General features: G+C 66.4%; 20 protein-coding genes and 3 tRNA genes. 9 read left to right on the plus strand and 14 right to left on the minus strand.

Annotation, left to right across the window (positions count from 1 at the left end):
- Nucleotides 1–81: 81 nt before the first annotated feature.
- Together tig and J7I85_RS00320 are read right to left on the minus strand one after the other, a co-directional pair.
- Nucleotides 82–1,473, minus strand: coding sequence for a trigger factor (gene tig / locus J7I85_RS00315; RefSeq protein WP_214845112.1), 1,392 nt, complete (start codon nt 1,471–1,473; stop codon nt 82–84).
- A gap of 79 nt (nt 1,474–1,552) precedes the next feature.
- Nucleotides 1,553–1,627, minus strand: a tRNA-Pro gene (locus J7I85_RS00320).
- 139 nt (nt 1,628–1,766) lie between these two features.
- On the opposite strand from J7I85_RS00320, the gene J7I85_RS00325 reads away from it, so the two are divergent.
- Nucleotides 1,767–1,840, plus strand: a tRNA-Gly gene (locus J7I85_RS00325).
- Nucleotides 1,841–2,043: 203 nt separating this feature from the next.
- On the opposite strand, the gene J7I85_RS00330 is transcribed toward J7I85_RS00325, so the two are convergent.
- From J7I85_RS00330 to J7I85_RS00340, 3 genes are all read right to left on the minus strand, one after another.
- On the minus strand, nt 2,044–2,964 hold the full coding sequence (locus J7I85_RS00330) for a DNA-formamidopyrimidine glycosylase family protein (RefSeq protein ID WP_214845120.1): 921 nt from the start codon (nt 2,962–2,964) through the stop codon (nt 2,044–2,046).
- Entirely contained in the window at nt 2,964–3,458 is a 495-nt protein-coding gene (locus J7I85_RS00335; RefSeq protein ID WP_214845122.1) for a ribose-5-phosphate isomerase, read from the minus strand. The genes J7I85_RS00330 and J7I85_RS00335 overlap by 1 nt, the downstream gene beginning before the upstream one ends.
- 124 nt (nt 3,459–3,582) lie before the next feature.
- A complete protein-coding gene (locus J7I85_RS00340) occupies nt 3,583–4,599 on the minus strand; it encodes a hypothetical protein (protein WP_214845124.1) in 1,017 nt (338 codons plus the stop codon).
- Nucleotides 4,600–4,819: 220 nt separating this feature from the next.
- Here J7I85_RS00340 and pepN point away from each other — a divergent pair, with 220 nt between their 5' ends.
- From pepN to J7I85_RS00360, 4 genes are all read left to right on the plus strand, one after another.
- Complete coding sequence (gene pepN, locus J7I85_RS00345; protein ID WP_214845126.1) at nt 4,820–7,372, plus strand: aminopeptidase N; 2,553 nt, start codon at nt 4,820–4,822, stop codon at nt 7,370–7,372.
- A 3-nt stretch (nt 7,373–7,375) separates the two neighbouring features.
- A complete protein-coding gene (locus J7I85_RS00350; RefSeq protein WP_214845128.1) occupies nt 7,376–7,855 on the plus strand; it encodes an OsmC family protein in 480 nt (159 codons plus the stop codon).
- 107 nt (nt 7,856–7,962) lie between these two features.
- Nucleotides 7,963–8,625, plus strand: coding sequence for a mechanosensitive ion channel family protein (locus tag J7I85_RS00355; RefSeq protein WP_214845139.1), 663 nt, complete (start codon nt 7,963–7,965; stop codon nt 8,623–8,625).
- A 2-nt stretch (nt 8,626–8,627) separates the two neighbouring features.
- On the plus strand, nt 8,628–9,101 hold the full coding sequence (locus J7I85_RS00360) for a globin (protein ID WP_285289479.1): 474 nt from the start codon (nt 8,628–8,630) through the stop codon (nt 9,099–9,101).
- 37 nt (nt 9,102–9,138) lie between these two features.
- Here the strand turns inward: J7I85_RS00360 and J7I85_RS00365 are convergent, their stop codons facing one another.
- On the minus strand, nt 9,139–9,801 hold the full coding sequence (locus tag J7I85_RS00365) for a hypothetical protein (protein WP_214845141.1): 663 nt from the start codon (nt 9,799–9,801) through the stop codon (nt 9,139–9,141).
- Nucleotides 9,802–9,864: 63 nt separating this feature from the next.
- On the opposite strand from J7I85_RS00365, the gene J7I85_RS00370 reads away from it, so the two are divergent.
- Nucleotides 9,865–10,836: an acyl-CoA thioesterase II gene (locus J7I85_RS00370; RefSeq protein ID WP_214845143.1), complete on the plus strand. Its 972-nt coding sequence runs from the start codon at nt 9,865–9,867 to the stop codon at nt 10,834–10,836.
- 85 nt (nt 10,837–10,921) lie between these two features.
- On the opposite strand, the gene ettA is transcribed toward J7I85_RS00370, so the two are convergent.
- The 3 genes from ettA to J7I85_RS00385 form a co-directional block, all read right to left on the minus strand.
- Entirely contained in the window at nt 10,922–12,604 is a 1,683-nt protein-coding gene (gene ettA, locus J7I85_RS00375; RefSeq protein ID WP_214845145.1) for an energy-dependent translational throttle protein EttA, read from the minus strand.
- 45 nt (nt 12,605–12,649) lie between these two features.
- The gene (locus J7I85_RS24750) at nt 12,650–13,210 is read right to left on the minus strand and encodes a hypothetical protein (protein ID WP_251023752.1); all 561 of its coding nucleotides are present in this window, start codon (nt 13,208–13,210) and stop codon (nt 12,650–12,652) included.
- A gap of 61 nt (nt 13,211–13,271) precedes the next feature.
- Complete coding sequence (locus J7I85_RS00385; protein ID WP_214845147.1) at nt 13,272–13,841, minus strand: single-stranded DNA-binding protein; 570 nt, start codon at nt 13,839–13,841, stop codon at nt 13,272–13,274.
- A 182-nt stretch (nt 13,842–14,023) separates the two neighbouring features.
- Between J7I85_RS00385 and J7I85_RS00390 the strand changes: the two genes are divergently transcribed.
- Nucleotides 14,024–14,096: transfer RNA gene (locus tag J7I85_RS00390), tRNA-Arg, on the plus strand.
- A gap of 99 nt (nt 14,097–14,195) precedes the next feature.
- On the opposite strand, the gene J7I85_RS00395 is transcribed toward J7I85_RS00390, so the two are convergent.
- Nucleotides 14,196–15,041 (minus strand): hypothetical protein, encoded by an 846-nt coding sequence (locus J7I85_RS00395; protein ID WP_251023740.1) that lies wholly within the window; start codon nt 15,039–15,041, stop codon nt 14,196–14,198.
- A 440-nt stretch (nt 15,042–15,481) separates the two neighbouring features.
- On the opposite strand from J7I85_RS00395, the gene J7I85_RS00400 reads away from it, so the two are divergent.
- A complete protein-coding gene (locus J7I85_RS00400; protein ID WP_214845150.1) occupies nt 15,482–15,964 on the plus strand; it encodes a lipopolysaccharide assembly LapA domain-containing protein in 483 nt (160 codons plus the stop codon).
- Between the two features lie 24 nt (nt 15,965–15,988).
- On the opposite strand, the gene J7I85_RS00405 is transcribed toward J7I85_RS00400, so the two are convergent.
- The 4 genes from J7I85_RS00405 to J7I85_RS00420 are packed head-to-tail and all read right to left on the minus strand — an operon-like array spanning nt 15,989 to nt 19,715.
- On the minus strand, nt 15,989–16,420 hold the full coding sequence (locus tag J7I85_RS00405; RefSeq protein WP_214845152.1) for an SRPBCC domain-containing protein: 432 nt from the start codon (nt 16,418–16,420) through the stop codon (nt 15,989–15,991).
- Nucleotides 16,421–16,477: 57 nt separating this feature from the next.
- On the minus strand, nt 16,478–17,335 hold the full coding sequence (locus J7I85_RS00410) for a sugar phosphate isomerase/epimerase (RefSeq protein ID WP_214845154.1): 858 nt from the start codon (nt 17,333–17,335) through the stop codon (nt 16,478–16,480).
- Nucleotides 17,332–18,546 (minus strand): dihydrodipicolinate synthase family protein, encoded by a 1,215-nt coding sequence (locus J7I85_RS00415; protein ID WP_214845162.1) that lies wholly within the window; start codon nt 18,544–18,546, stop codon nt 17,332–17,334. The genes J7I85_RS00410 and J7I85_RS00415 overlap by 4 nt, the downstream gene beginning before the upstream one ends.
- Nucleotides 18,546–19,715, minus strand: a complete 1,170-nt coding sequence (locus tag J7I85_RS00420) for a Gfo/Idh/MocA family protein (RefSeq protein WP_214845164.1) — start codon at nt 19,713–19,715, stop codon at nt 18,546–18,548. The genes J7I85_RS00415 and J7I85_RS00420 overlap by 1 nt, the downstream gene beginning before the upstream one ends.
- Before the next feature lie 175 nt (nt 19,716–19,890).
- On the opposite strand from J7I85_RS00420, the gene J7I85_RS00425 reads away from it, so the two are divergent.
- Nucleotides 19,891–20,985: a LacI family DNA-binding transcriptional regulator gene (locus J7I85_RS00425; RefSeq protein WP_214845171.1), complete on the plus strand. Its 1,095-nt coding sequence runs from the start codon at nt 19,891–19,893 to the stop codon at nt 20,983–20,985.
- Nucleotides 20,986–21,002 lie beyond the last annotated feature (17 nt).

Below are 21,002 nucleotides of genomic sequence, written 5' to 3' on the forward strand. Positions count from 1 at the left end.
CGGGAGCCGCACACCGGCCGTTAACGCGCCAGCCCCCGGATCCGAGGACCCGGGGGCTGGCGCCGCTGATGCGTGCGGCTACTAGAACTTCACGGCCGCGGGATCGTCGTTCGCGACGGTCTCGGCGGCTGCCTCTTCAGCTTCGGTTTCTGCTTCGGCTTCGACGGCCGGAGCCTCTTCGCCGCCGGGGCGGACGAAGTCGCTCAGGTCAACCTTGTTGCCCTCGGAGTCGGTGACCTCGGCCTGGCCCAGGACGACGGCCAGTGCCTTGCGGCGGCGGACCTCGGAGACCATCATGGGAACCTGGCCGCTCTGGTCGATGATCTGGGCGAACTGGTTCGGGTCCATGCCGTACTGGCTGGCGGTGGTGACGATGTAGTCGATCAGCTCGTTCTGGCTGACGCCCACTTCTTCCTTCTCGGCGATGGCGTCGAGGATGATCTCGTTCTGGAAGGCGCGCTCGGTGTTGGCCTTGACCTCGGCGCGGTGCTCTTCGGTGTCGTGCTCGCCTTCACCGTGGGAGTTCTCGGCCTTGAAGTGCTGCTCGAGCTGCTCTTCGACGACGGACTCCGGAACAGGAACCTCAACCAGCTCAACGAGCTTGTCCAGGACCTTGTCGCGGGCCTCGACGCCCTGCTCCACGACCTTGGAGTCGGCGGCCTGCTTGGCGAGGTCCTCGCGCAGTTCGGCCAGCGTGTCGAACTCGGAGGCCAGCTGGGCGAAGTCGTCGTTCGCCTCGGGCAGTTCGCGCTCCTTGACGGACTTCACGACAACCTTGACCTGCGCGGCTTCGCCGGCGTGGTCGCCGCCCACGAGGGTGGTGTCGAAGATGGCGTCCTCGTCAGCGCTCAGGCCGGTCACGGCCTCGTCCATGCCCTCGAGCATGGTGCCGGCACCAACCTGGTAGGACAGCCCGGTTGCGGAGTCCACCTCGGCGCCGTCGACGCTCGCCGTGATGTCGATGCTCAGGAAGTCGCCGTCAGCTGCCGGGCGCTCCACGGTCTTGAGCGTGCCGAAGCGGCCACGCAGTTCGTCCAGGGCCTTGTCGACGTCGGCGTCGGAGGACTCTGCCGCGGCAACCTCAACCTTGATGCCGGCGTAGTCGGGCAGTTCGATCTCGGGGCGGACGTCAACCTCGGCCTGGAACTTCAGCTCACCATCGGTGGCGGAAGGATCCGGAACCTCGGTGATCTCAACCTCGGGACGGCTCAGGGGGTGGATGCCGGACTCCTGGACTGCAGCCTGGTACCAGCCGTTGAGGCCCTCGTTAATGGCGGTCTCCAGGACGTAGCCGCGGCCGACACGCTGGTCGATCAGCTTGGCGGGAACCTTGCCCTTACGGAAGCCAGGGACCTGGATCTGCGAAGCAACAGTCTTGTATGCCTCGTCGATGCTGGGCTTCAATTCCTCAAAGGGGACCTCAACATTGAGCTTGACCCGCGTGGGGGTGAGGTTCTCGACAGCGCTCTTCACGGTCTAAGTACTCCTGGTTTTGTTGGATGGGTTCTGCAAACGCGTTGTTGTGACCAGGCCTGGGGCCCGGGCCGCAGAGTCGGGGTGACAGGATTTGAACCTGCGACTTCCTGCTCCCAAAGCAGGCGCTCTAGCCAAGCTGAGCTACACCCCGTAATGCACAGGACAGTCTACGTTCATCCCTGCCGCGTTTGCACATTTGACACTTGGGGCATGAATTAGGTTTAGTTATATCCGGCTTGAACAGCCGCCGAAGAAAAGCCCAAAGGCCAGTACGCCGGAACGCTTTCCTCGGGGACGTAGCTTAATGGTAAAGCCTCAGTCTTCCAAACTGATTACGCGGGTTCGATTCCCGTCGTCCCCTCCACATCAAAGAGGCCCCTCGTCGAGGGGCCTCTTTTGTGTTACCCCCGTTGCTATCCCGACGACTCTGGGCAGCAGCTCGCAGCCGGGCAGCCCGTCGGCAGCCGTGGTGGGGCACTTTGGTGGCGCGGGAACCAAGAAGTGCGACGGCGGCCGGCGTGTCTTGTGTCAAAGTGCCCCGTTTCGGTTCGCCTCGGGAATGTCAGCTCAGGCGGGCTGCTGGCAGGACGGGCACCAGTACAGTTTGCGGGCGGCGTGTTCGGCCAGGGCAACCGGAGTGCCGCAGACCCGGCACGGCTGGCCGTGGCGGCGGTAGACAAAGTGCGCCGCCTCCCCCGGCGGAAGCTGGCCGCTCCGGGTCCAGAAGCCGGCGGTGGTGGTGATGATCCGCCCGTCGCGGACGCCGTCGGCCATCACTGCAGCGGTGTCATCCCAGAGGAGCCCGGCGGCGTCCGCGGTGAGCGCGCGGCCCGGAAGCAGGGGGTCGATCCTGCCGCGGAACAGGATTTCGGCCCGGTAGACATTCCCGACGCCGGCAATCACCTTCTGGTCCATCAGCAGCGTAGCGAGCGGCGTCCGCTTAGCCAGGACGCGCCGGATGAAGTCGTCCCTGCTGCCGCCGGTGTTGTGGAGCGGATCGGGGCCCAGCCTGTCCAGCACGGCTGCCGCCTCGGCATCGGTAATGGCCGCGCACGTGGTGGCACCGCGCAGGTCGGCCCAGCCATGGTCACTCACCAGCCGGACCCGCACCGCCCCCACCGGCGCCGGAGGCCCGGCGTACTCCGCGGAGGCAGGATCGCCATTGCCTTCGGGTGACGCATTGCCATCAGCCACTTCCCGCTCCCCCACCCTGCGGGGCGCGCCGATGCTGGAGGCCCCGCGGAAGTGGCTGTCCCCGCCGAAGTCCCAGGCCCCGTAGAGGCCGAGGTGGACGTGCAGCACCAGTGCGTGCTCGAAGTGCAGGAACAGGTGCTTTCCATGCGCGGACGAGTGCACCAAGGTGTGCCCGTCCAGCAGGGCGGCGCCGGCGGCAAAGCGGCCCTGGGGGCTGCTGACAGCCAGCCGCTCGCCGGTGAACACGTCACCGAACTGGCGGGCCAGCCGGTGGATCGAGTGGCCTTCCGGCACTAGTCGACGATCTCGCCGGTGGTTTCGTAGGTGGCGATCTTGCCGATGCGGCGGATGTGCCGCTCGTCGTTGCTGAAGGGCTCCTGCAGGAAGGCCTCGATCAGGGACGTGGCCTCCTCAACGCTGTGCTGGCGCCCGCCGACGGCCACGACGTTGGCATCGTTGTGCTCGCGGGCCAGCGTGGCAGTGGAGTGGTTCCAGGCCAGGGCGGCGCGGACACCCTTGACCTTGTTCGCCGCGATCTGCTCGCCGTTTCCGGATCCGCCCAGCACGATGCCCAGCGCGTGGATGCCTGATTCCTGGTCCGCCACCACTGCGAGCGCCGCGTTGATGCAGAACGACGGGTAGTCGTCCAGGGCGTCGTATTCCTTGGGTCCGTGATCCACCACGTCGTAGCCGTTCGCCGTCAGGTGCTTGACCAGGTGGGCGCTCAGCTCCATGCCGGCGTGGTCGGTGGCGATGTGGACCCGCGGAAATGCAGGGTTTGTTGTCACGGTAGCTTCCGTTCAGTCATGAGCACCGGGGCGCGGCCGGGCTGGTACAGGTCAAATCAACAGATCCAAGAGTACTCGGTGTGCTTCCCCCCAGCGGGGAGCCGACTGGGCGGTGGCGCGGCAGTTACGATTCCGTTTCACCCTGGGCCGGCGGGCGCGTGTCGCGGCGGGCCCTTGCCGCAACGCGGGTCAGGACCTCTGCGAGAAGGGCGGCGGAGTCGGGGTTACCGCCGCTGACGGCCAGCTTGTGGCCGTCGGTCTTGCGCACGACGACGGCGGGGCCGCTGCTGACGAGCACTGCTGCGGTTCCGTCGTGGTTGCGGTAGCCCCAGCCGCCGTAGTCGGCGGCGCGGACGTCCGCTGGTTGGGCGGCGGAGATGGCGGCGGCAGGGACGTCGATCACTCGCAGGATGCCGGCGAGGAAAACGCGCAGTCCGCTGCGGTCCGCGGTGACCCGGGCGAACAGGAACGCGGCACCCACCAGGGCGGCCGCCACGAGCAGTGCTCCGAGCCACGGCACTGCGATCGCGATCAGCGAGGCGGGAAACAGGCTGGCGATGGCAATCATCACGAAAACCGAACTTCGCGCGTGCACCCAGAACCGGACAGAATCCCGGACAAGCTCAGGGTCGAGTTCATGTTCCAGGGCCTGCTGCAGGGCACGGTCATCCTCCGGCGTCCACTGTTGGTCCGCCTTGAACACAAAACCGATGATGACGCCCAGGGAAAGCGCGGCGCCGCTTCCCGAAGCAAGGACAATGATGTCCACGCTTGACTCGCGGGCGTCGGCCACGCCGGCCTGGCCTACGAGGGCGGCCGCCAGCACGGTGGTGACGAAAAGGCTCACCGTCAGCCCCGCGCCCATCATGATCCGGCGCATCACGGTGGGCCGCGACACCGGCACGGCCTGCAGCAGCACCAGCCAGCCGGTGAGGACTATCAGGGCGGCCCCGCCGCCCACGAAGGCGGGGAACGGCGCGAAGGCGGTGCCGCCGTCGTTATTCCACATGACCGCCAGCGGTTCCGGCAGATCCGGCCGCAACAGCACGGCACAGACCGCGAACCCGGCGGCAAGCAACACTGGGAAGCCGATCGCGAACCGCAGCGCCTTAGTGTCCACAGCATCGAGGATCTTTCCCATGCCTTAACGCTACCCCTGCGCCGGCCGGCTGGAGAGGACTTCCACAGGGAGCGAGCCCGGGAACGAGCCACAGAAGTGAGCCACGCAACTTGCCAAGCGCCCCGGGAATGAAACAATGGCTTCACAGTGATGCATCCGCACGCATTACCACCGTGCGCAGCAGCCGGCGGGCCGGGCCCGTCCGGCCACCACAACCTCTGGAGGCACAACCTTGCCAGGCATGAATCTGACCCGCGCCGAAGCACGCGAGCGGGCCGCCCTGATCGCCGTTGACTCCTACGATGTCAGCCTGGACCTGACCAAGGGTGAGACAGTCTTCGGTTCCGCCACCACCGTCAGGTTCACGGCGGCGCCGGGATCGTCGACGTTCATCGACGCCGTGACAGATGCCGTCCACACAGTGACGCTGAACGGCCGCGAACTGGACCCCGCCGAGGTGTCCGACGGCGTCCGGATCCAGCTGCCGGACCTTGCCGCGGACAACGAACTGACCATCGTGGCGGACGCCCCCTACATGAACACCGGCGAAGGCCTGCACCGCTTCGTGGACCCGGTGGACGGCGAGGTGTACCTGTACACGCAGTTCGAGGTGCCGGACTCGCGCCGCATGTTCGCGGTCTTTGAACAGCCCGATCTCAAGGCCACCTTCCGGTTCCGCGTTACCGCACCCTCGCACTGGGACGTCATCTCCAATTCCCCGACGCCGGAGCCGGTGGCGGCTGCCCCGGGGAACAACGGCGGCGCCCGCTCCGTCTGGGACTTCACGCCGACGCCGCGCCTGTCCTCGTACGTCACTGCGCTGATCGCCGGACCGTACCAGTCGGTGCGCAGCGATGTCACCAGTTCGGACGGCCGCGTCGTGCCGCTGGGCGTCTTCGCCCGCAAGTCCCTCATGCAGTACCTGGACGCGGAGAACATCTTTGAGCTCACGCGCCAGGGATTCGAGTTCTTCGAGGCGCAGTTCGGCTGTCCCTACCCGTTTGAGAAGTACGACCAGCTGTTTGTGCCGGAGTTCAACGCCGGTGCCATGGAAAACGCCGGCGCAGTCACCATCCTCGAAGGCTACGTCTTCCGCGGCAAGGTCCCGGAGGCGCAGGTGGAACGCCGCGCCATTACCGTGCTGCACGAACTGGCCCACATGTGGTTCGGCGACCTCGTGACCATGCGCTGGTGGAACGACCTCTGGCTCAACGAATCCTTCGCCGAATACATGTCGCACCTGGCCGCGGTGGAGAACACCAAGTTCCAGAGCGCGTGGACCACGTTCGCCTCGGTGGAGAAGTCATGGGCCTACCGCCAGGACCAGCTCCCCACGACCCACCCGATCTTCGCCGAGATCAACGACCTGCAGGACGTCGAGGTGAACTTCGACGGCATCACCTATGCCAAGGGCGCCTCCGTGCTGCGGCAGCTGGTGGCCTGGGTGGGGCCGGACCAGTTCATGGCCGGCGTGCGTGAATACTTTGCCAAGCATTCCTGGCGCAACACCGAGCTCGGCGACCTGATGGTGGAGCTGGAGAAGGCCAGCGGACGCGACCTGGACCAGTGGGGCCGCCTGTGGCTGGAAACGGCCGGCGTGAACTCGCTCAAGCCGGAGCTGGCGGTAGACGCCGACGGCACCATCAGGTCCTTCGCCATCCTGCAGTCGGCGGTTGCCGAGCAGCCCACCATCCGCCCGCACCGCCTGGCGGTAGGGTTCTATGACCTCACCGAGGAGGGCACGCTCGAGCGCGTGCACCGTGAGGAACTGGACGTCGACGGCGAACGCACCGAGGTCCCCGAACTGGCCGGACTCAAGCGGCCGGATCTCATCCTGCTCAACGAGGATGACCTCGCCTATGCCAAGGTGCGGCTTGATGAGCAGTCCCTGGCCACCGCTAAGGCGCACCTGAAGGATTTCCGGGAGAGCCTGCCACGGACGCTGGTGTGGGGCTCGGCCTGGGACGCTGCACGGGACGGGGAAAGCCCCGCCCGCGGATACGTTGACCTGATCCTGGCCAACATCGCCTCCGAGTCTGATTCCTCGGTGATCCTGGTGCAGCTGCGGCAGCTGGCCACCACGCTGACCTTCTACGTTGCCGAGGAGCACCGCGAAGCCACCACCGTTGCCGCCGTCGACCGGCTCTGGGAACTCGCCACGGACGTGCCGGGGGGGTCCGACGCCCAGCTGCAGTTCATCAAGTCGTTCGCGCTTCTGGCGCGCAGCGGGCAGCAGCTGGACCGGATCACCGGGCTGCTGGACGGCTCGGCCACCCTGGCCGGGCTGACTGTGGACCAGGACCTCCGCTGGGAGCTTGTGGCCTCCCTCGTGGCGGGCGGCAGGCTGGGCCAGGCGGACATCGACGCGGAACTGCAGCAGGACAACACCTCCAGCGGCCAGAACGCGGCCGCCCTGGCCAAGGCAGCCATCCCCACCCCGGAAGCCAAGTTGGCGGCGTGGGAGTCAATCGTCGTCAAGGGCGAGCTCTCCAACGCCATCCAGGCCTCGGCCGTCGCCGGCTTCACGCGGGTGCTGGACACCGCGCTGCTGAAGCCGTTCGTGGAGAAATACTTCGAGGCGGTCCCGGGAATCGTTGCCGACCGTACCAATGCCCTGGCCCAGCAGATCGTCGTCGGGCTGTACCCGGCGCAGCTGACCAGCCAGTCCACCGTGGACCGGACCGACAGGTTCCTGGCCTCGCTGCCGGAGGAGAGTGCTGCGCTGCGCCGGATGATGCTGGAAAACCGCGACGGCGTGGCCCGGGCGCTACGGGCACGCGCGGCGGATGTCTAGGCAATGGCACTCGACGAACACCACTATGCGCTCACGGTCCGCTGGACCGGCAACCTTGGAAGCGGCACGTCGTCCTACCGGGACTACTCCAGGGACCACGACATCGAGATTCCGGGGCTGCCGGTCCTGCAGGGCTCGGCCGATCCCACCTTCCACGGCGACCGGTCCCGCTACAACCCCGAGCAGCTGCTGCTGACGGCGCTGGCGCAGTGCCACATGCTCTCCTTCCTGCACGTCGCGGTGCGGCATGGCGTGGTGGTCCTGTCCTACGAGGACAACGCCACCGGCATGATGCGGCTGAACCGCGACGGCAGCGGCCAGTTCGAAACCGTGACGCTCCGCCCGCACGTGACGGTGGCAGATCCCGGGGACATCGCGCTGGCCGGACAGATGCACCATGAGGCGAACCAGGTGTGTTTCATTGCCCGTAGCGTAAATTTCCCCGTCCTGCACGCTCCCGTTACCACAGCGGGAAGTCCTTAGCCAGCGCCAGACCCCGCTAGGCTTTAAAGTGACCAAAGAGCGGCCGGCCTCCCCGGAAAGCGCGGAGACCCGCCGCCGCCGGACAGCAGCAAGGAGCCTTCCTGCAGATGTACAGCATGTTCACAGCACCCTCGGCCTCACTGGAACCCACCGGACTGGACCTTGCCGGCGTGGCCATCAGCCTCGGCGCAGGCATACTCCTGTGGCTGATCGCCAGTTTCCTGATCGCCAGGATCACCAAGCGTGTGGCTAGCGGCACGTCACTGTTCAAGAAGCCGCATTTCCGCTGGGTGGCGCCGGCGCTGCGCGCCCTGGACCATGAGCGGCGCGTGCAGCGGGCCAACACGATCGGATCGCTCCTCAAGAGCGGCATCGGCGTGATGATCGCGGTCATCACCACCATCTACATGCTGAAGAACCTCGACGTCGACGTGGCGCCGCTGCTGACCAGCGTGGGAATCCTCGGTATCGCCATCGGCTTTGGCGCCCAGCAGCTGATCAGGGACTTCCTTGCCGGCATCTTCATCACCATCGAGGACCAGTACGGCATTGGCGACGTCATTGAAACCAGCGAAGTGGTGGGCGTCGTGGAGTCGATCGGGCTGAGGATCACGCGCGTCCGCGACGAGAACGGCGCCATCTGGTACCTCCGCAACGGTGAGATCCTCCGTGTGGGCAACCGCTCGCAGGGCACCTACGTCCCGCCTGCGGAGCCTGAAGCGACGGCTGCCGATGCCGAGCACGCACCCCAGCAGAAGGCCGGAGAATAGCCATGACCATTCCATCCCTTCCCACCCCGCCGGAGCCGGGCGTCCGTCAGCCGCTGATGCGCAACGACCCCTTCAGCCAGCCGGGCTACACGGACAACTTCTACGACGCCGTCGGCGGCCATGAGACGTTCGTGAAGCTCATTGACGTCTTTTACGACGGCGTGGCCACCGATCCGCTGCTGCGTGCCATGTATCCGGAAGAGGATCTGGGTCCGGCCAAGCGGCGGTTCCTGATGTTCCTGGAGCAGTACTGGGGCGGCCCCACCACCTACGGCGAGGAGCGCGGCCATCCCCGGCTGCGGATGCGCCACATGCCGTTCCGGGTGACGCCCGAGGCGAAGGACCGCTGGCTGCACCATATGCGGACGGCGGTCGATTCCCTTGACTTGCCGCCACTGCATGAGGGAACGCTGTGGGATTACATGGAGCGCGCCGCGCTCTCGATGGTGAACAGCCCGTCCGAGGCGCAGGGCTAAGATCGGCGGCGGCTTCGCGCCGCCGGTAATCGGCGGCCTACAGCAGGCCGGCGCCGGTACGTGCCAGCACGTGCCCGCGGTTGCCGCTGAGCCGGAACCAGCGCCCGGAACGGTAGAGCTTCTGTTCGTCCTCGCCCAGGAATCCCAGGGCAAGGGCGGCGAACGCCGCTCCGGCCGGAACCCCGTGCCGCCCCTCGAGCCCGCGTCCCCAGACGGCGGCCCGGGCGTTGTTCACGATCATGGCTCCGGGTTTGTCCGGAACGATGCCGGCCACCTCGGCGATGCCGGCCTCGGCGGCCTGCCGCAGTTCGGCGTCGGGCACGGAGTCCACGAGTTCCCAGCCGCTGCGCGGCGCACCCACGCCGGCCCATGATTCGGTGACGGTCGACGGCGGGACCGGAAGATCGGCGTCGTTCTCCCCCGCCCGAGCCAGCCGGTCCAGGACAGCAGCGAGCGGAACCGTGACGTCAACGGCCGATGGCTCCGCGAGGCCCATGGTGCGCAGGCCGAGAATCGTGGGGGTGGACTCCCCCAGGATCCGGGGCCGGAGCACGCACACGTAGGCGGCCAGGACCATGCCGGCCGCCTGCAGGCGGATGGCGCCGTCATCGATGGCCTTGGCGCGGGTGACGAAGGTCTTCAGATCGGCGAGGTCGCGGGGGTCGGCGAAGCGGAAAGACTGGGTAAGAAGATCAGACACGTTAAGAACACTACCGGCTGGGGCTCGGTTGAGCGGTGCCGGGGTGCCGTCTAGAGTCAAACCATGACTGAAGCGGACGCCGGATTGCAGGCCTTGCCCACGAATGACCCCACGAACTCCCTCCTCGAACTGCTAGACCTCGGCGAGCTGGAAGGCGCCCGCACCGACGAGGATATTTTCATGGGTCCGTCGCAGCGCCAGCCGCACCAGCGCGTCTTCGGCGGCCAGGTCCTTGCCCAGTCCCTGGTCGCCGGGATGCGCACCGTGGAGGAGGACCGCACCGTCCATTCCATGCACGGCTACTTCCTCCGGCCCGGCGACGCGAACAAGCCCATCACCTTCGGTGTCCAGCGCCTGCGGGACGGCCGCTCGTTCTCGGCCCGGCGCGTGCATGCCTACCAGGACGGCACACCGATTCTGTCCATGATCGCCTCATTCCAGGCCGGCGATGAGGGCATTGAGCACCAGTCCGAGATGCCGGCCGGGATTCCGGATCCGGAGACGCTGCCCAGCACGGCTGACCTGCTGGGCAAGTTCGATCACCCCGTCGCCCGGCACTGGTCGTACGAACGGCCCTTCGATATCCGCCATGTGGATCCCGCCCTGTATGTGGCGGCCACGGGGAAGAAGGAAGCACGCAACGCCGTGTGGATGAAGACCTTCAGCCCCATGCCGGACAACGCCAACACGCACCGCGCCGCGCTGGCCTACGCCAGCGACTACACACTGCTTGAGTCGATTCTCCGCAGGCACGGGCTGAGCTGGATCACGCCGGGCATGAGCGTGGCGAGCCTTGACCACGCCATGTGGTGGCACCGTCCCGTGCGCGTTGATGAGTGGCTCCTGTACGTGCAGGAATCCCCCAGCGCCCAGGGAGCGCGGGGCCTGGCCACCGGCAAGATCTTCAACCGGGAGGGCCTGCACGTGGCATCCGTGGCGCAGGAGGGCATGGTCCGGGTGCCGACGGACATCAAGAGCAAGGTGGCCGGCGCCGTCCAGACCAAGATCCTGCTGCACCAGATGCGCAAGGCCTAACGGACTTCTGGCACACGAATAAGGCCGGGCCCGGCCTTATTCGTGCTCAGCGCTAGATTTCACCGCTTGGTGAGCCGCGGCTCGATTAGTCGCGGGTCAGGCGACGGTGCGTGACGCGGTGCGGCTTGGCGGCGTCGGGGCCGAGGCGCTGCACCTTGTTCTCCTCGTAGGATTCGAAGTTGCCTTCAAACCAGTACCACTTCGACGGGTTCTCCTCGTCACCTTCGTACGCGAGGATGTGGGTGGCCACCCGGTCCAGGAACCAGCGGTCGTGGGAGACCACGACAGCGCAGCCCGGGAACTCCAGCAGCGCGTTTTCCAGGCTGCTGAGGGTTTCGACGTCGAGGTCGTTGGTCGGTTCGTCGAGCAGGAGCAGGTTTCCGCCCTGCTTAAGGGTCAGCGCCAGGTTCAGGCGGTTGCGCTCACCACCGGAGAGCACGCCTGCCTTTTTCTGCTGGTCCGGTCCCTTGAACCCGAACGCCGCGACGTAGGCGCGGGACGGCATTTCAACGTTGCCCACCTGGATGAAGTCCAGGCCGTCGGAGACGACCTCCCAGAGGGTCTTGTTGGGGTCGATGCCGCCGCGGCTCTGGTCGGCGTAGGAGATCTTGACCGAGTCGCCGATCTTCAGTTCGCCGCCGTCGAGGGGCTCGAGGCCCACGATGGTCTTGAACAGCGTGGACTTGCCCACACCGTTCGGGCCGATGACGCCGACGATGCCGTTGCGGGGCAGGGAGAAGGACAGGCCGTCGATCAGGGTGCGGTCGTCGAAGCCCTTCTGCAGGTTCTTGGCTTCAAGCACCACTCCGCCAAGGCGCGGTCCCGGCGGGATCTGGATCTCTTCGAAGTCCAGCTTCCGGGTGCGGTCAGCCTCGGCCGCCATTTCCTCGTAGCGTGCCAGACGTGCCTTGGACTTGGTCTGCCGGCCCTTGGCGTTGGAGCGCACCCACTCAAGTTCCTCGGTAAGCCGCTTGGCCTGCTTGGCGTCCTTCTTGCCCTGGACTTCCAGGCGGGCCCGTTTCTTCTCCAAGTACGTGGAGTAGTTGCCCTCGTAGGGGTACAGGTGGCCGCGGTCCACTTCGGCGATCCATTCCGCAACGTGGTCCAGGAAGTACCGGTCGTGGGTGACGGCGAGCACTGCGCCCTCGTAGGAGGAGAGGTGCTGTTCCAGCCACAGCACGCTCTCGGCGTCGAGGTGGTTGGTCGGCTCGTCGAGCAGCAGGAGGTCCGGCTTCTGCAGCAGCAGCTTGCAGAGGGCCACGCGGCGGCGCTCACCACCGGAGAGCAATGTGACATCCGCGTCGGCCGGCGGGCAGCGGAGGGCGTCCATGGCCTGCTCGAGCTGGGAGTCCAGGTCCCAGGCATCGGCGGAGTCGATGGCCTCCTGCAGGTGGCCCATCTCCTCGAGGAGCTTGTCGTAATCCGCGTCCGGGCTGGCCATCTCCTCGGAGATTTCGTTGAAGCGCTGGATCTTGCCGTAGATCTCGCCAACGCCTTCCTGGACGTTGCCGAGGACGGTCTTCTCCTCGTTCAGCGGCGGTTCCTGCAGCAGGATGCCGACCGTGTAGCCAGGGCTCAGCCGCGCCTCACCGTTGGAGGGGGTGTCCAGGCCGGCCATGATTTTCAGGATGGTGGACTTACCGGCACCGTTGGGGCCAACGACGCCGATCTTGGCGCCCGGGAAGAACGACATGCTTACGTCGTCGAGAATAAGTTTTTCGCCAACAGCCTTTCGGGCCTTGGTCATTGTGTAGATAAATTCCGCCATGGTTCCAAATCTAGTGGGTTGGCGGTGATATCTCACATTCCGGGCTCAGCCGGCGGCTCCTACGAAACACTTCCCGTTCGACAGCGCCGGCAGCACGGTCACCGTCACCTTCCCATCGCGGACCTGGCCGATCACACATTCCTTGGCCTGGACAGCCGCCGCTTCCATGGAATCGACCTCGAGTCCGGTGGGCGTGCGCCCTGCCGAGACCTCCAGGTTCCGCGCCGGAACGCCTGCCGCCGTGAGCGCCGAGGTGATCTCCGCCGTGGCCGGCTTGGGGTTGGCTGCGACTACGCCTCCCAGGACGTCAGCCATGGTCCGCTGCAGTGCGGCTGTGGCCCCGGCAGTGGATTTGGTGGCTGCCGCAGGCGCCGACGGCTTTGCCGAGGCTGATGCTGCCGATTGCGTGGCCGCCTGTTCTCCAGCGGCCTGTCCTTCCGCCGTCTGGTTCACGGTCGCCGGATCTCCCGGTGCCGTGCAGGCGCCGAGCGCCGACAGCACAACAACCGCCAATGCGAGCCGGCCGGTAACCTTTTTGGCAGTTCCCCGGGCACCAGTGGCATTGCCGCGGAGCGCTTTGTTCCGCTGAAGTGTCGTCGCTCGCATCACGCTGCCATTCTGCCATGCGGCACCGCCAAGGGGGTGCAGTGCCGCACGCCACCGGCGTTCAGGCAGCGGCTCCCGTGAGTTCGCCCGTTTCAGGGTCGAGCTGCAACTCGTCGCCGGCGTCGTCGAGGAAGATGCCCGCCGCAGCCGGGTCTTCGTCGGCTTCGTCGCCTTCCTCCCGGTCCTCGTCGGAGCCGCCCCCGGCCACGCCTGAGGATCCGGAAGCGCTGCGGTCGCCGTTCGCGGGGCCGAATCCGTCAGCGGCCTGGGGGTTGCCGGAATTGCGGATGAAGTTGGCGGTGCCCCACTTGAGATCGTGGCCCACCGCGTCCGCGTCGATCTCAGCGTCGTGGTAGATGCGGCCGTCCTTCTCCCAGCTGCGCATCTTCAGCTTGCCCACGACGACGACGCGCTGGCCCTTCTTGATGCTGCAGCCCATGTTCCCGGCCAGCTGCCGGTATCCCTGGACGGTGAACCAGTTGATGTTGCCGTCCACCCAGGCGTTGGCCGTGCGGTCGTACCGCCGTTCAGCGGAACCGAGGCGGAATGAGGCGGTGGGAACGCCCCCGGGAGTTGTGGAACTGCGGATCTCCGTGGCCACGAAGCCCCGGACCGTAATGTTGTCACTCATCTTGGTGTCCTGTCTCGAAGTGTCTTGCCCTAGCAGGCACTTCCAGCATCAACCGCCGACGCGACCGCCGGGAAGTACGCAATGCTGTATGTGGATAACCGAAACGTTCCTGCCCGGTGCCGCCGACGGGCCCGTAGGCAATGTAGACTTTTTGAGGCACCCGGGAAGCCGGGAAACCAGTTGCCCCAGTAGCTCAGGGGATAGAGCAGCGGCCTTCTAATCCGCCGGTCGGGGGTTCGATTCCCTCCTGGGGCACGGCTAAAAGCGGTCCTGACCTGCGCAAACGCGAGTCAGGACCGCTTCTGTTTTGCCTGGGAAAGCTGCATCCACCGCTTGCCCAAGGCCGGGCTTTTACTACGGTGCGGAGCGCGTACCTGCATCCTTGCCCGTCCCTGACGTTGGAACGAAGTTCCAGGTGAAAGACCCGTTGTCTTTGAGTGTCATCCGAAGGAACCCGTGGGTGTTGCTGAACCGCTTCACGATGTACGACGGACTGCTCGTGAAGGAGCGGAGGCCGATACCTCCCGTGGATACCTGGAACGCTGTCATCCCGTCACTGACGCACTGGTCGTTGTTGTTGACCGGACATGAGCGTTCGTAGTTGTGTTGTGACCCTGACAGGGTCAGACGGACCCGGTGCTTGTACATCACGTCGATCCACGGCTTGTGGTCGGCGGCCCGGTCATGTTCGGCCGTCTTCGACGTGAAGTACGGTTCATGGTAGACAACTGCCAGATACTTACCCGCCGCCTTGGCAGCAGCGAGGTCGCGATCCAGCCATGTCGTCAACGCCGCAGCTTTCGCGGGGTCGTACCGCCAGTGCGCGGACGACAGGAACGCAAAGTGCCAGTTCCCGAAATCCGTTGAGTACGGATCCCCGTTCCCGATGAACCCGCGCTGCCGGTTGATCGCAGCCTTCGCCGGGGCACCACGGCATTGGCCGTTCATGAAGTTGTCGAGGTCTTCGTTGCGGCCCGGTTGCCAGTCGTGGTTGGGGGCGGACACCCAGTACAACTTGGGCTTCGTGCCACCCCACAGCGGGGTCCAATACTTCACGTAGTCAGCGCAGCGCGGAGTGTCGTACTGGAAGTCCCCGAGCCCCAGGAACGCGTCAATCTGGTTCTTCTGCACGAGCCGGGTGATCGCCGCACCGTTCCGGCCGGACGGGCTACCAGGCTCAATGTTCCTGACGCCGTTCATGTCACCGACAGCAGCGATCCGAACATCAGGCGCCGGGACCCTGGGCTTGTTGGGGGACGGTAGCGAACCCGGGCTGAGAGACGTCGCTGGTTGCGGCACCTCCCCGCCGCCGAGAGCAAGGGACGCAGCCCAAAGGCCAGTGACGCCTATGAGGAAAGCGGACGTTCCAGCGATAACACGATTGCGGCGCATCGGGGTGCTCCTCCCTTCGGGGCGGCCGTGTACTACTTCGGACAAGTACGCCCCGTATGTCTACTTCCGAGTGTAGAACACCCCCGGGACGCTCGTCAGGAGTTCATTGAGGCGCGGGGTGCCATTACCCACGGTGGCACATTGCAAGCATGCTTACTAATTCGGCCCGACTGTGCCTATGATCGGATTGCGCCGGTGATGTGCACGGGCCGGCCACCTGGACCAACAATCAAGGAAGGAACATCCGCATGCAGCAAAGCCAGCCGGGCGGAAACCCGTCCGATCCGGAGCTTCCCCGGCCTGCGAGCCCGGCGGCAGGTCAGCCAGGCGCCGCAGTGCCTCTTGACCCGGCACCGACCGAAGCGGCGGCGGGTACCGGCCCGGCGGCCCGCCATCCTGGTACGGCCGCGATCCCGGGTTACGACGGAGCCACGTCACCGCGGCCCGGGCTGGCAGAGCCTGACCGGCGCGTGACGCGCGCCGGTATGATCTGGGCGGCGGTGGCCTCGGCGCTGGTGGTACTGGTACTGCTGATCATCTTCATCCTGCAGAACCAGGAACTCGTCCAGGTGAAGTTTTTCGGCCTTGAAGGCGCGGTGTCGCTCGGGATGTCCCTCTTCATCGCGGCAGTAGGTGGAGGTGTCCTCGTGGCCATGGCGGGCGCAGCCCGGATCATCCAGCTGCGTGCTGCTGCCCACCGTGGCAGGGTGCAAGCCAGCCGAAGTCGGTAAGCAGCAAGTTGCCAGCGGCGCTGTCTAGTCCTCCAGGTACTCCTTGAGGTTGCCAAGCACCATGCCCCAGAGTTTTTCCGACTCCGCGGCTTCGCCATCACTCTTGTTGTTGCCCTGGGTGATGCTGACCCGGGTTCCCTCCGCAACGGGCTCCAGCCCGTATTCCACGGTGTGGTAGCTGTCCGGCTCGTCGGGCAGGCCTGATAAGGGGCTGTAGTGGGTGATGCGCAGGAGTTCGTTGGGGCGGGCTTCCAGCACCGTCCCCTTGTCCTGGTAGGACTTGCCCTGCCACTCCCCCTCGAACGTCACAGGCTCACCTTCCCGCCAGGTCGATGTGACGTTCGTGCCTAGAAAGTATTCCTTGACGTCGGCCGGATCCGTCAGCGCCTTCCACACTCGCTCCGGCTGCGCTGCGACAACAACGCTCGCCTCGGCGTCCCTGAAGTGTTTGTCCATCTGCTTCCCCTCCTGGCGCCACCCTACCCGCGGATAGCCACCGAGGTAAGGGCGGGTTCAGGCGAAGGGTTGCACCAGTTCGGCGTAGCGGTCCTTCATCCTCGCCAGGACGTCGTCGCCGTCGGCGTCCCAGATCTCCTGGTTGAAGATCTCCACTTCGATGTCGCCGGTGTAGCCGGCGTCCCGGACCCAGGTGCCGATCGTCGCGAAGTCAATCACGCCGTCGCCCATCATGCCGCGGGAAAGCAGCGCGTCCGCAGCGATTGGAAGGTTGAAGTCACACACTTGGTAGGAGGCGATCCGGTTCTCCCGGCCGGCACGCTCGATCTGGGCTTTCAGCTCCGGGTCCCACCAGACGTGGAAGGTGTCGACGGCGACCCCCACCGCCCGGGCGTCGTACGGCGCCGCCAGGTCCAGTGCCTGCCCCAGCGTGGAGATGAGCGCGCGGTCGGCGGCGTACATCGGGTGCAGGGGTTCCAGCACCAGCCGGACGCCATGTTCGACGGCGAACGGGACGAGGTCCTCCAGCCGGTCGGCCACGCGCTGGCGGGCAGCCACGACATCCTTCTCCCCCGGCACCAGACCCCCGACCACGAGGAACAGTTCCTGCGTATCGAGAGCAACGGCCTCCAGAACAGCTGCCCTGTTGTCCGCGAGCGCTGCCGCCTGCCCTTCGGCGTGCGGAGCCGTGAGGAAGCCGCCGCGGCACAGCGAGGAAACCCGGAGCCCGGCATCCCTGATCAGTTTGGCCGCCTTGTCCAGCCCGGCCTCGGCAACAATGTCCCGCCAGGGGGCGATGGCGGGGATGCCTGCACGCGCGCAGCCGTCAACAGCCTCGGCGAGCGTCCACTTCTTGGTGGTGGCGCTGTTGAGGGAAAGCCGTGCAAAGGGGGACGGTTCTGAATTGAAGGTCATACTCCCACTCCGTTGATGCGAAGGAAATCGGACATCCGGAACGCTGCGAGGGCTGGGTCCTTCAGCAGCCCGGCTTCGTCGGCCAGTTCAAAGGTCTTCGCGAGGTGCACCACGGAACGGCCCGAGTGCAGCCCGCCGACCATCTGGAAACCCGGCTGCTTACCGTTGAGCCAGGACAGGAAGGCGATACCGGTCTTGTAGTAGAACGTGGGGGCACTGAAGATGTGCTTGCCCAGTTCGCGGGTGGAGTCCAGGATGGCACGCGCTTTGGCGGCATCTCCGGCGTCGTAGCTTTGCAGCGCCGCGGACGCAGCGGGATAGATTGCCGCGAAGATGCCCAGCAGGGCATCCGAGTGCAGGGTTCCGTCGCCGTCGATCAGTTCCGGGTAGTTGAAGTCGTCGCCGGTGTAGAGGCGGACGCCCTCGGGAAGCGCCGCCCGCAGCGCGATTTCGTGCGAAGCGTCCAGCAGGGAGACCTTGACGCCGTCCACCTTGTCCGCGTTCTCGCGGATGAGGGAGAGGAACGTCTCGGTGGCCTGGTCAACGCTGTCCGAGCCCCAATAACCGGCCAGCGCGCGGTCGAACATGGTGCCGAGCCAGTGCAGGATGACGGGCTGGTCGGCTTCCTGGAGCAGCGCGGAGTAGACCTTCAGGTAGTCCTCGGGACCGGACGCCACGTGGGCCAGCGCCCTGGAGGCCATGAAGATCACCTTGGGCCCGGCCTCGCTGACGACGGCGACCTGCTCGCGGTAGGCGGTCAGGACAGCCTGCAGCCCGGCCGCGCCGGCCGGCAGTGTGGCGAGGTCCAGCTGGTCGGTACCGGCGCCGCAGGACACGAGGTCGCGGACCGTCATGCCTGCAGTGGCCGTGGCGCCGGCGGAGACCACGGAGGCCGCCTCCGCCCCCGTGCGCTTGATCAGCTGCTGTGTGGCTGGCCAGTCCAGGCCCATGCCACGCTGGGCGGTGTCCATCGCGTCGGCAACCCCGAGCCCGTAGGACCACAGCTCATGCCGGTAGGCCAGTGTGGCGTCCCAGTCGAGACGGGCCGGGGCGCCCGGAGTGTTGTCGGCAGTGACTTCGGGGATGACGTGGGCCGCAGCGTAGGCGCGGCGCGATGTCAGCGGCGCCATCGGTTTGGCCCAGGTGGTGGCGGAACGGAGGCGGTATTCCCGGGTCCCGCCGTCGGATGTGGGAAGGATCAGTGAAGTCATCAGAGCGTGATCTCCGGAATGTCGATGGTGCGGCGTTCGTCGCTGGACTGCAGGCCGAGTTCGGCGAGCTGCACGCCGCGGGCGGCGGAAAGCAGCCCGAAACGGTGTTCGCGGCCGGCGACGGCGTCGCGCAGGAACTCTTCCCACTGCAGCTTGAAACCGTTGTCCAGCTCCGCGTTGGCCGGCACATCCTGCCACTGGCTGCGGAAGGATTCCGTGACCGGAAGGTCCGGATTCCATACCGGCTTCGGCGTGTGGGCCCGCTGCTGCGCCACGCACTTGTTCAGCCCAGCGACGGCAGATCCGTGCGTCCCGTCCACCTGGAATTCGACCAGCTCGTCACGGTAGACCCGGACAGCCCACGAGGAGTTGATCTGGCCGATGACGCCGTCTCCCCCGGGGGTAACCAGCTCAAAGATGCCGTAGGAGGCGTCATCTGCCGTTGCGTTGTATTCTTTGCCGGCCTCGTCCCACCGGGTGGGGATGTGGGTGGCGGTCTTGGCATTAACACTCTTGACCTTGCCGATGATGCCTTCCAGGACGTAGTTCCAGTGGCAGAACATGTCCGTGGTCATTCCGCCACCGTCCTCCTTGCGGTAGTTCCAGGACGGGCGCTGGGCCTCCTGCACATCGCCCTCGAAGACCCAGTAGCCGAATTCGCCGCGGATGGACAGGATCCGGCCGAAGAACCCTTCGTCCACGAGGCGGCGGAGCTTGACCAGGCCCGGCAGGTAGAGCTTGTCATGCACGACGCCGGCGGTGACCCCGGCTTCCTTGCCGATGCGGGCCAGCTCGATGGCCTCCTCGAGGGTTTCCGCCGTCGGCTTCTCGGTGAAGATGTGCTTGCCGGCCTGCATGGCCTTCTTCAGGTTTGCGGCCCGAAGGCTGGTCATGGAGGCGTCGAAGACGACGTCGACAGTGGGGTCGTTGATCACGCCGTCAAGGTCGGTGGTCCACTCCGAAATTTTGTGAAGCTCGGCCAGCTCGCGGATTTTCGCTTCGTTGCGGCCAACGAGGATCGGCTCGATCTGGACCTTGGTGCCGTCCTCCAAGGTGAAGCCGCCGGCGTCACGGATGGGGAGGATGGAGCGCAGCAGGTGCTGGCGGTAGCCCATCCGGCCGGTTATGCCGTTCATGGCGATACGGATCGTCTTTGTTTCGAAGCCCATGAGTCCTCATTCAATCGTGGTGGATAGCAAATTGGGAAAGCGCATTCCCGCTGCTTCCATAGTGCAGTCGCGCAGCCAATCTGGCAAGCGCTTTCCGGAAGTTTCTGTAACTGCGATAATGTGGTCATCAGCCGAGTTTCCCGATGCTGGGGCCCGTTGAAGAGGAGTTTCGCCTGTGGCAGCAAGCACGCTGACCGAAGTAGCCCGCCTGGCCGGAGTCTCCCCTGCCACTGCCAGCCGTGTCCTGAACGGTTCCGCCAGGACCCCCGGACCTGATATCGCTGAGCGTGTCCGGAAGGCTGCGGACTCCCTCGGCTACATCCCCAACGCCCAGGCGCAGGGCCTCGCGAAGTCGAGCTCCGGCCTCATCGGACTCATCGTGCACGACATCGCCGACCCCTACTTCGCAGCCATCGCCCGCGGCGTCCAGGCCGCAGCCCGGCACCAGAACAAGATGGTGCTGCTGGCCACCACCGCGGGCAGCCCAGCGGATGAGCGCGCGGCCGTGGCTGCCTTTGCTGCACGCCGGGCGGACTCGATAGTGATCGCGGGATCGCGGTCTGCACGGACCGCCGACAAGCAGGGCAACGCCGAACTGGCCGCCGAGCTTGACCGCTACTGCCGCAACGGCGGCCGGGTGGGCGTCGTGGGACACGCCGTAGTGGGCGCCGAATCCGACGAGGGCTATCACGTGGTTGGGGTTCCCAACGAGGAGCTCGCCGCCGAACTCGCCCGGGAACTAGCCGCCTCACATGCCGGGGAGTTCGTGATCATCGCCGGCCCGGAGGGCCTCCTGACCTCCGACGACCGGGTGCGCGGCTTCCAGCGCGGCCTGGCGGATGCCGGGCTTCCGCCGGCAGACGTCCTGCACACCGGATTCGACCGCACGGGCGGTTATGAGGCGGGCATGGAGCTCGCCGCACGCATCGGGGCGCACGGCGGAAGCGGCCAGGCCGGTGCTGAAGCCGCCGCACCGCCCCGGCTCTGTATCTTTGCCGTCAACGACGTCATGGCGATCGGGGCCACCGCCGCGCTGCGCTCCAAGGGGCTGCGTATCCCCCGTGACGCCGCCATCGCCGGCTTTGACGACATCGAAACCCTGCGCGACTTCCGGCCGGCCCTCTCCACCGTCCGCCTGCCCCTGGAGGAGATCGGGAGGCTGGCAGTGCCCGGCGCGGGTTCCGGCACCGTGGGCGCCGGCACCGTGGGGGTCACGGGCGAGGTGACGCTGCGCCGGAGCACCGAGCCGGGCGGCGAACCCGCTTCCTAGTCCGGAAACGAGGCGGT

The sequence above is a fragment of the Arthrobacter sp. ISL-65 genome (assembly GCF_018613795.1).
Lineage (GTDB): Bacteria > Actinomycetota > Actinomycetes > Actinomycetales > Micrococcaceae > Arthrobacter.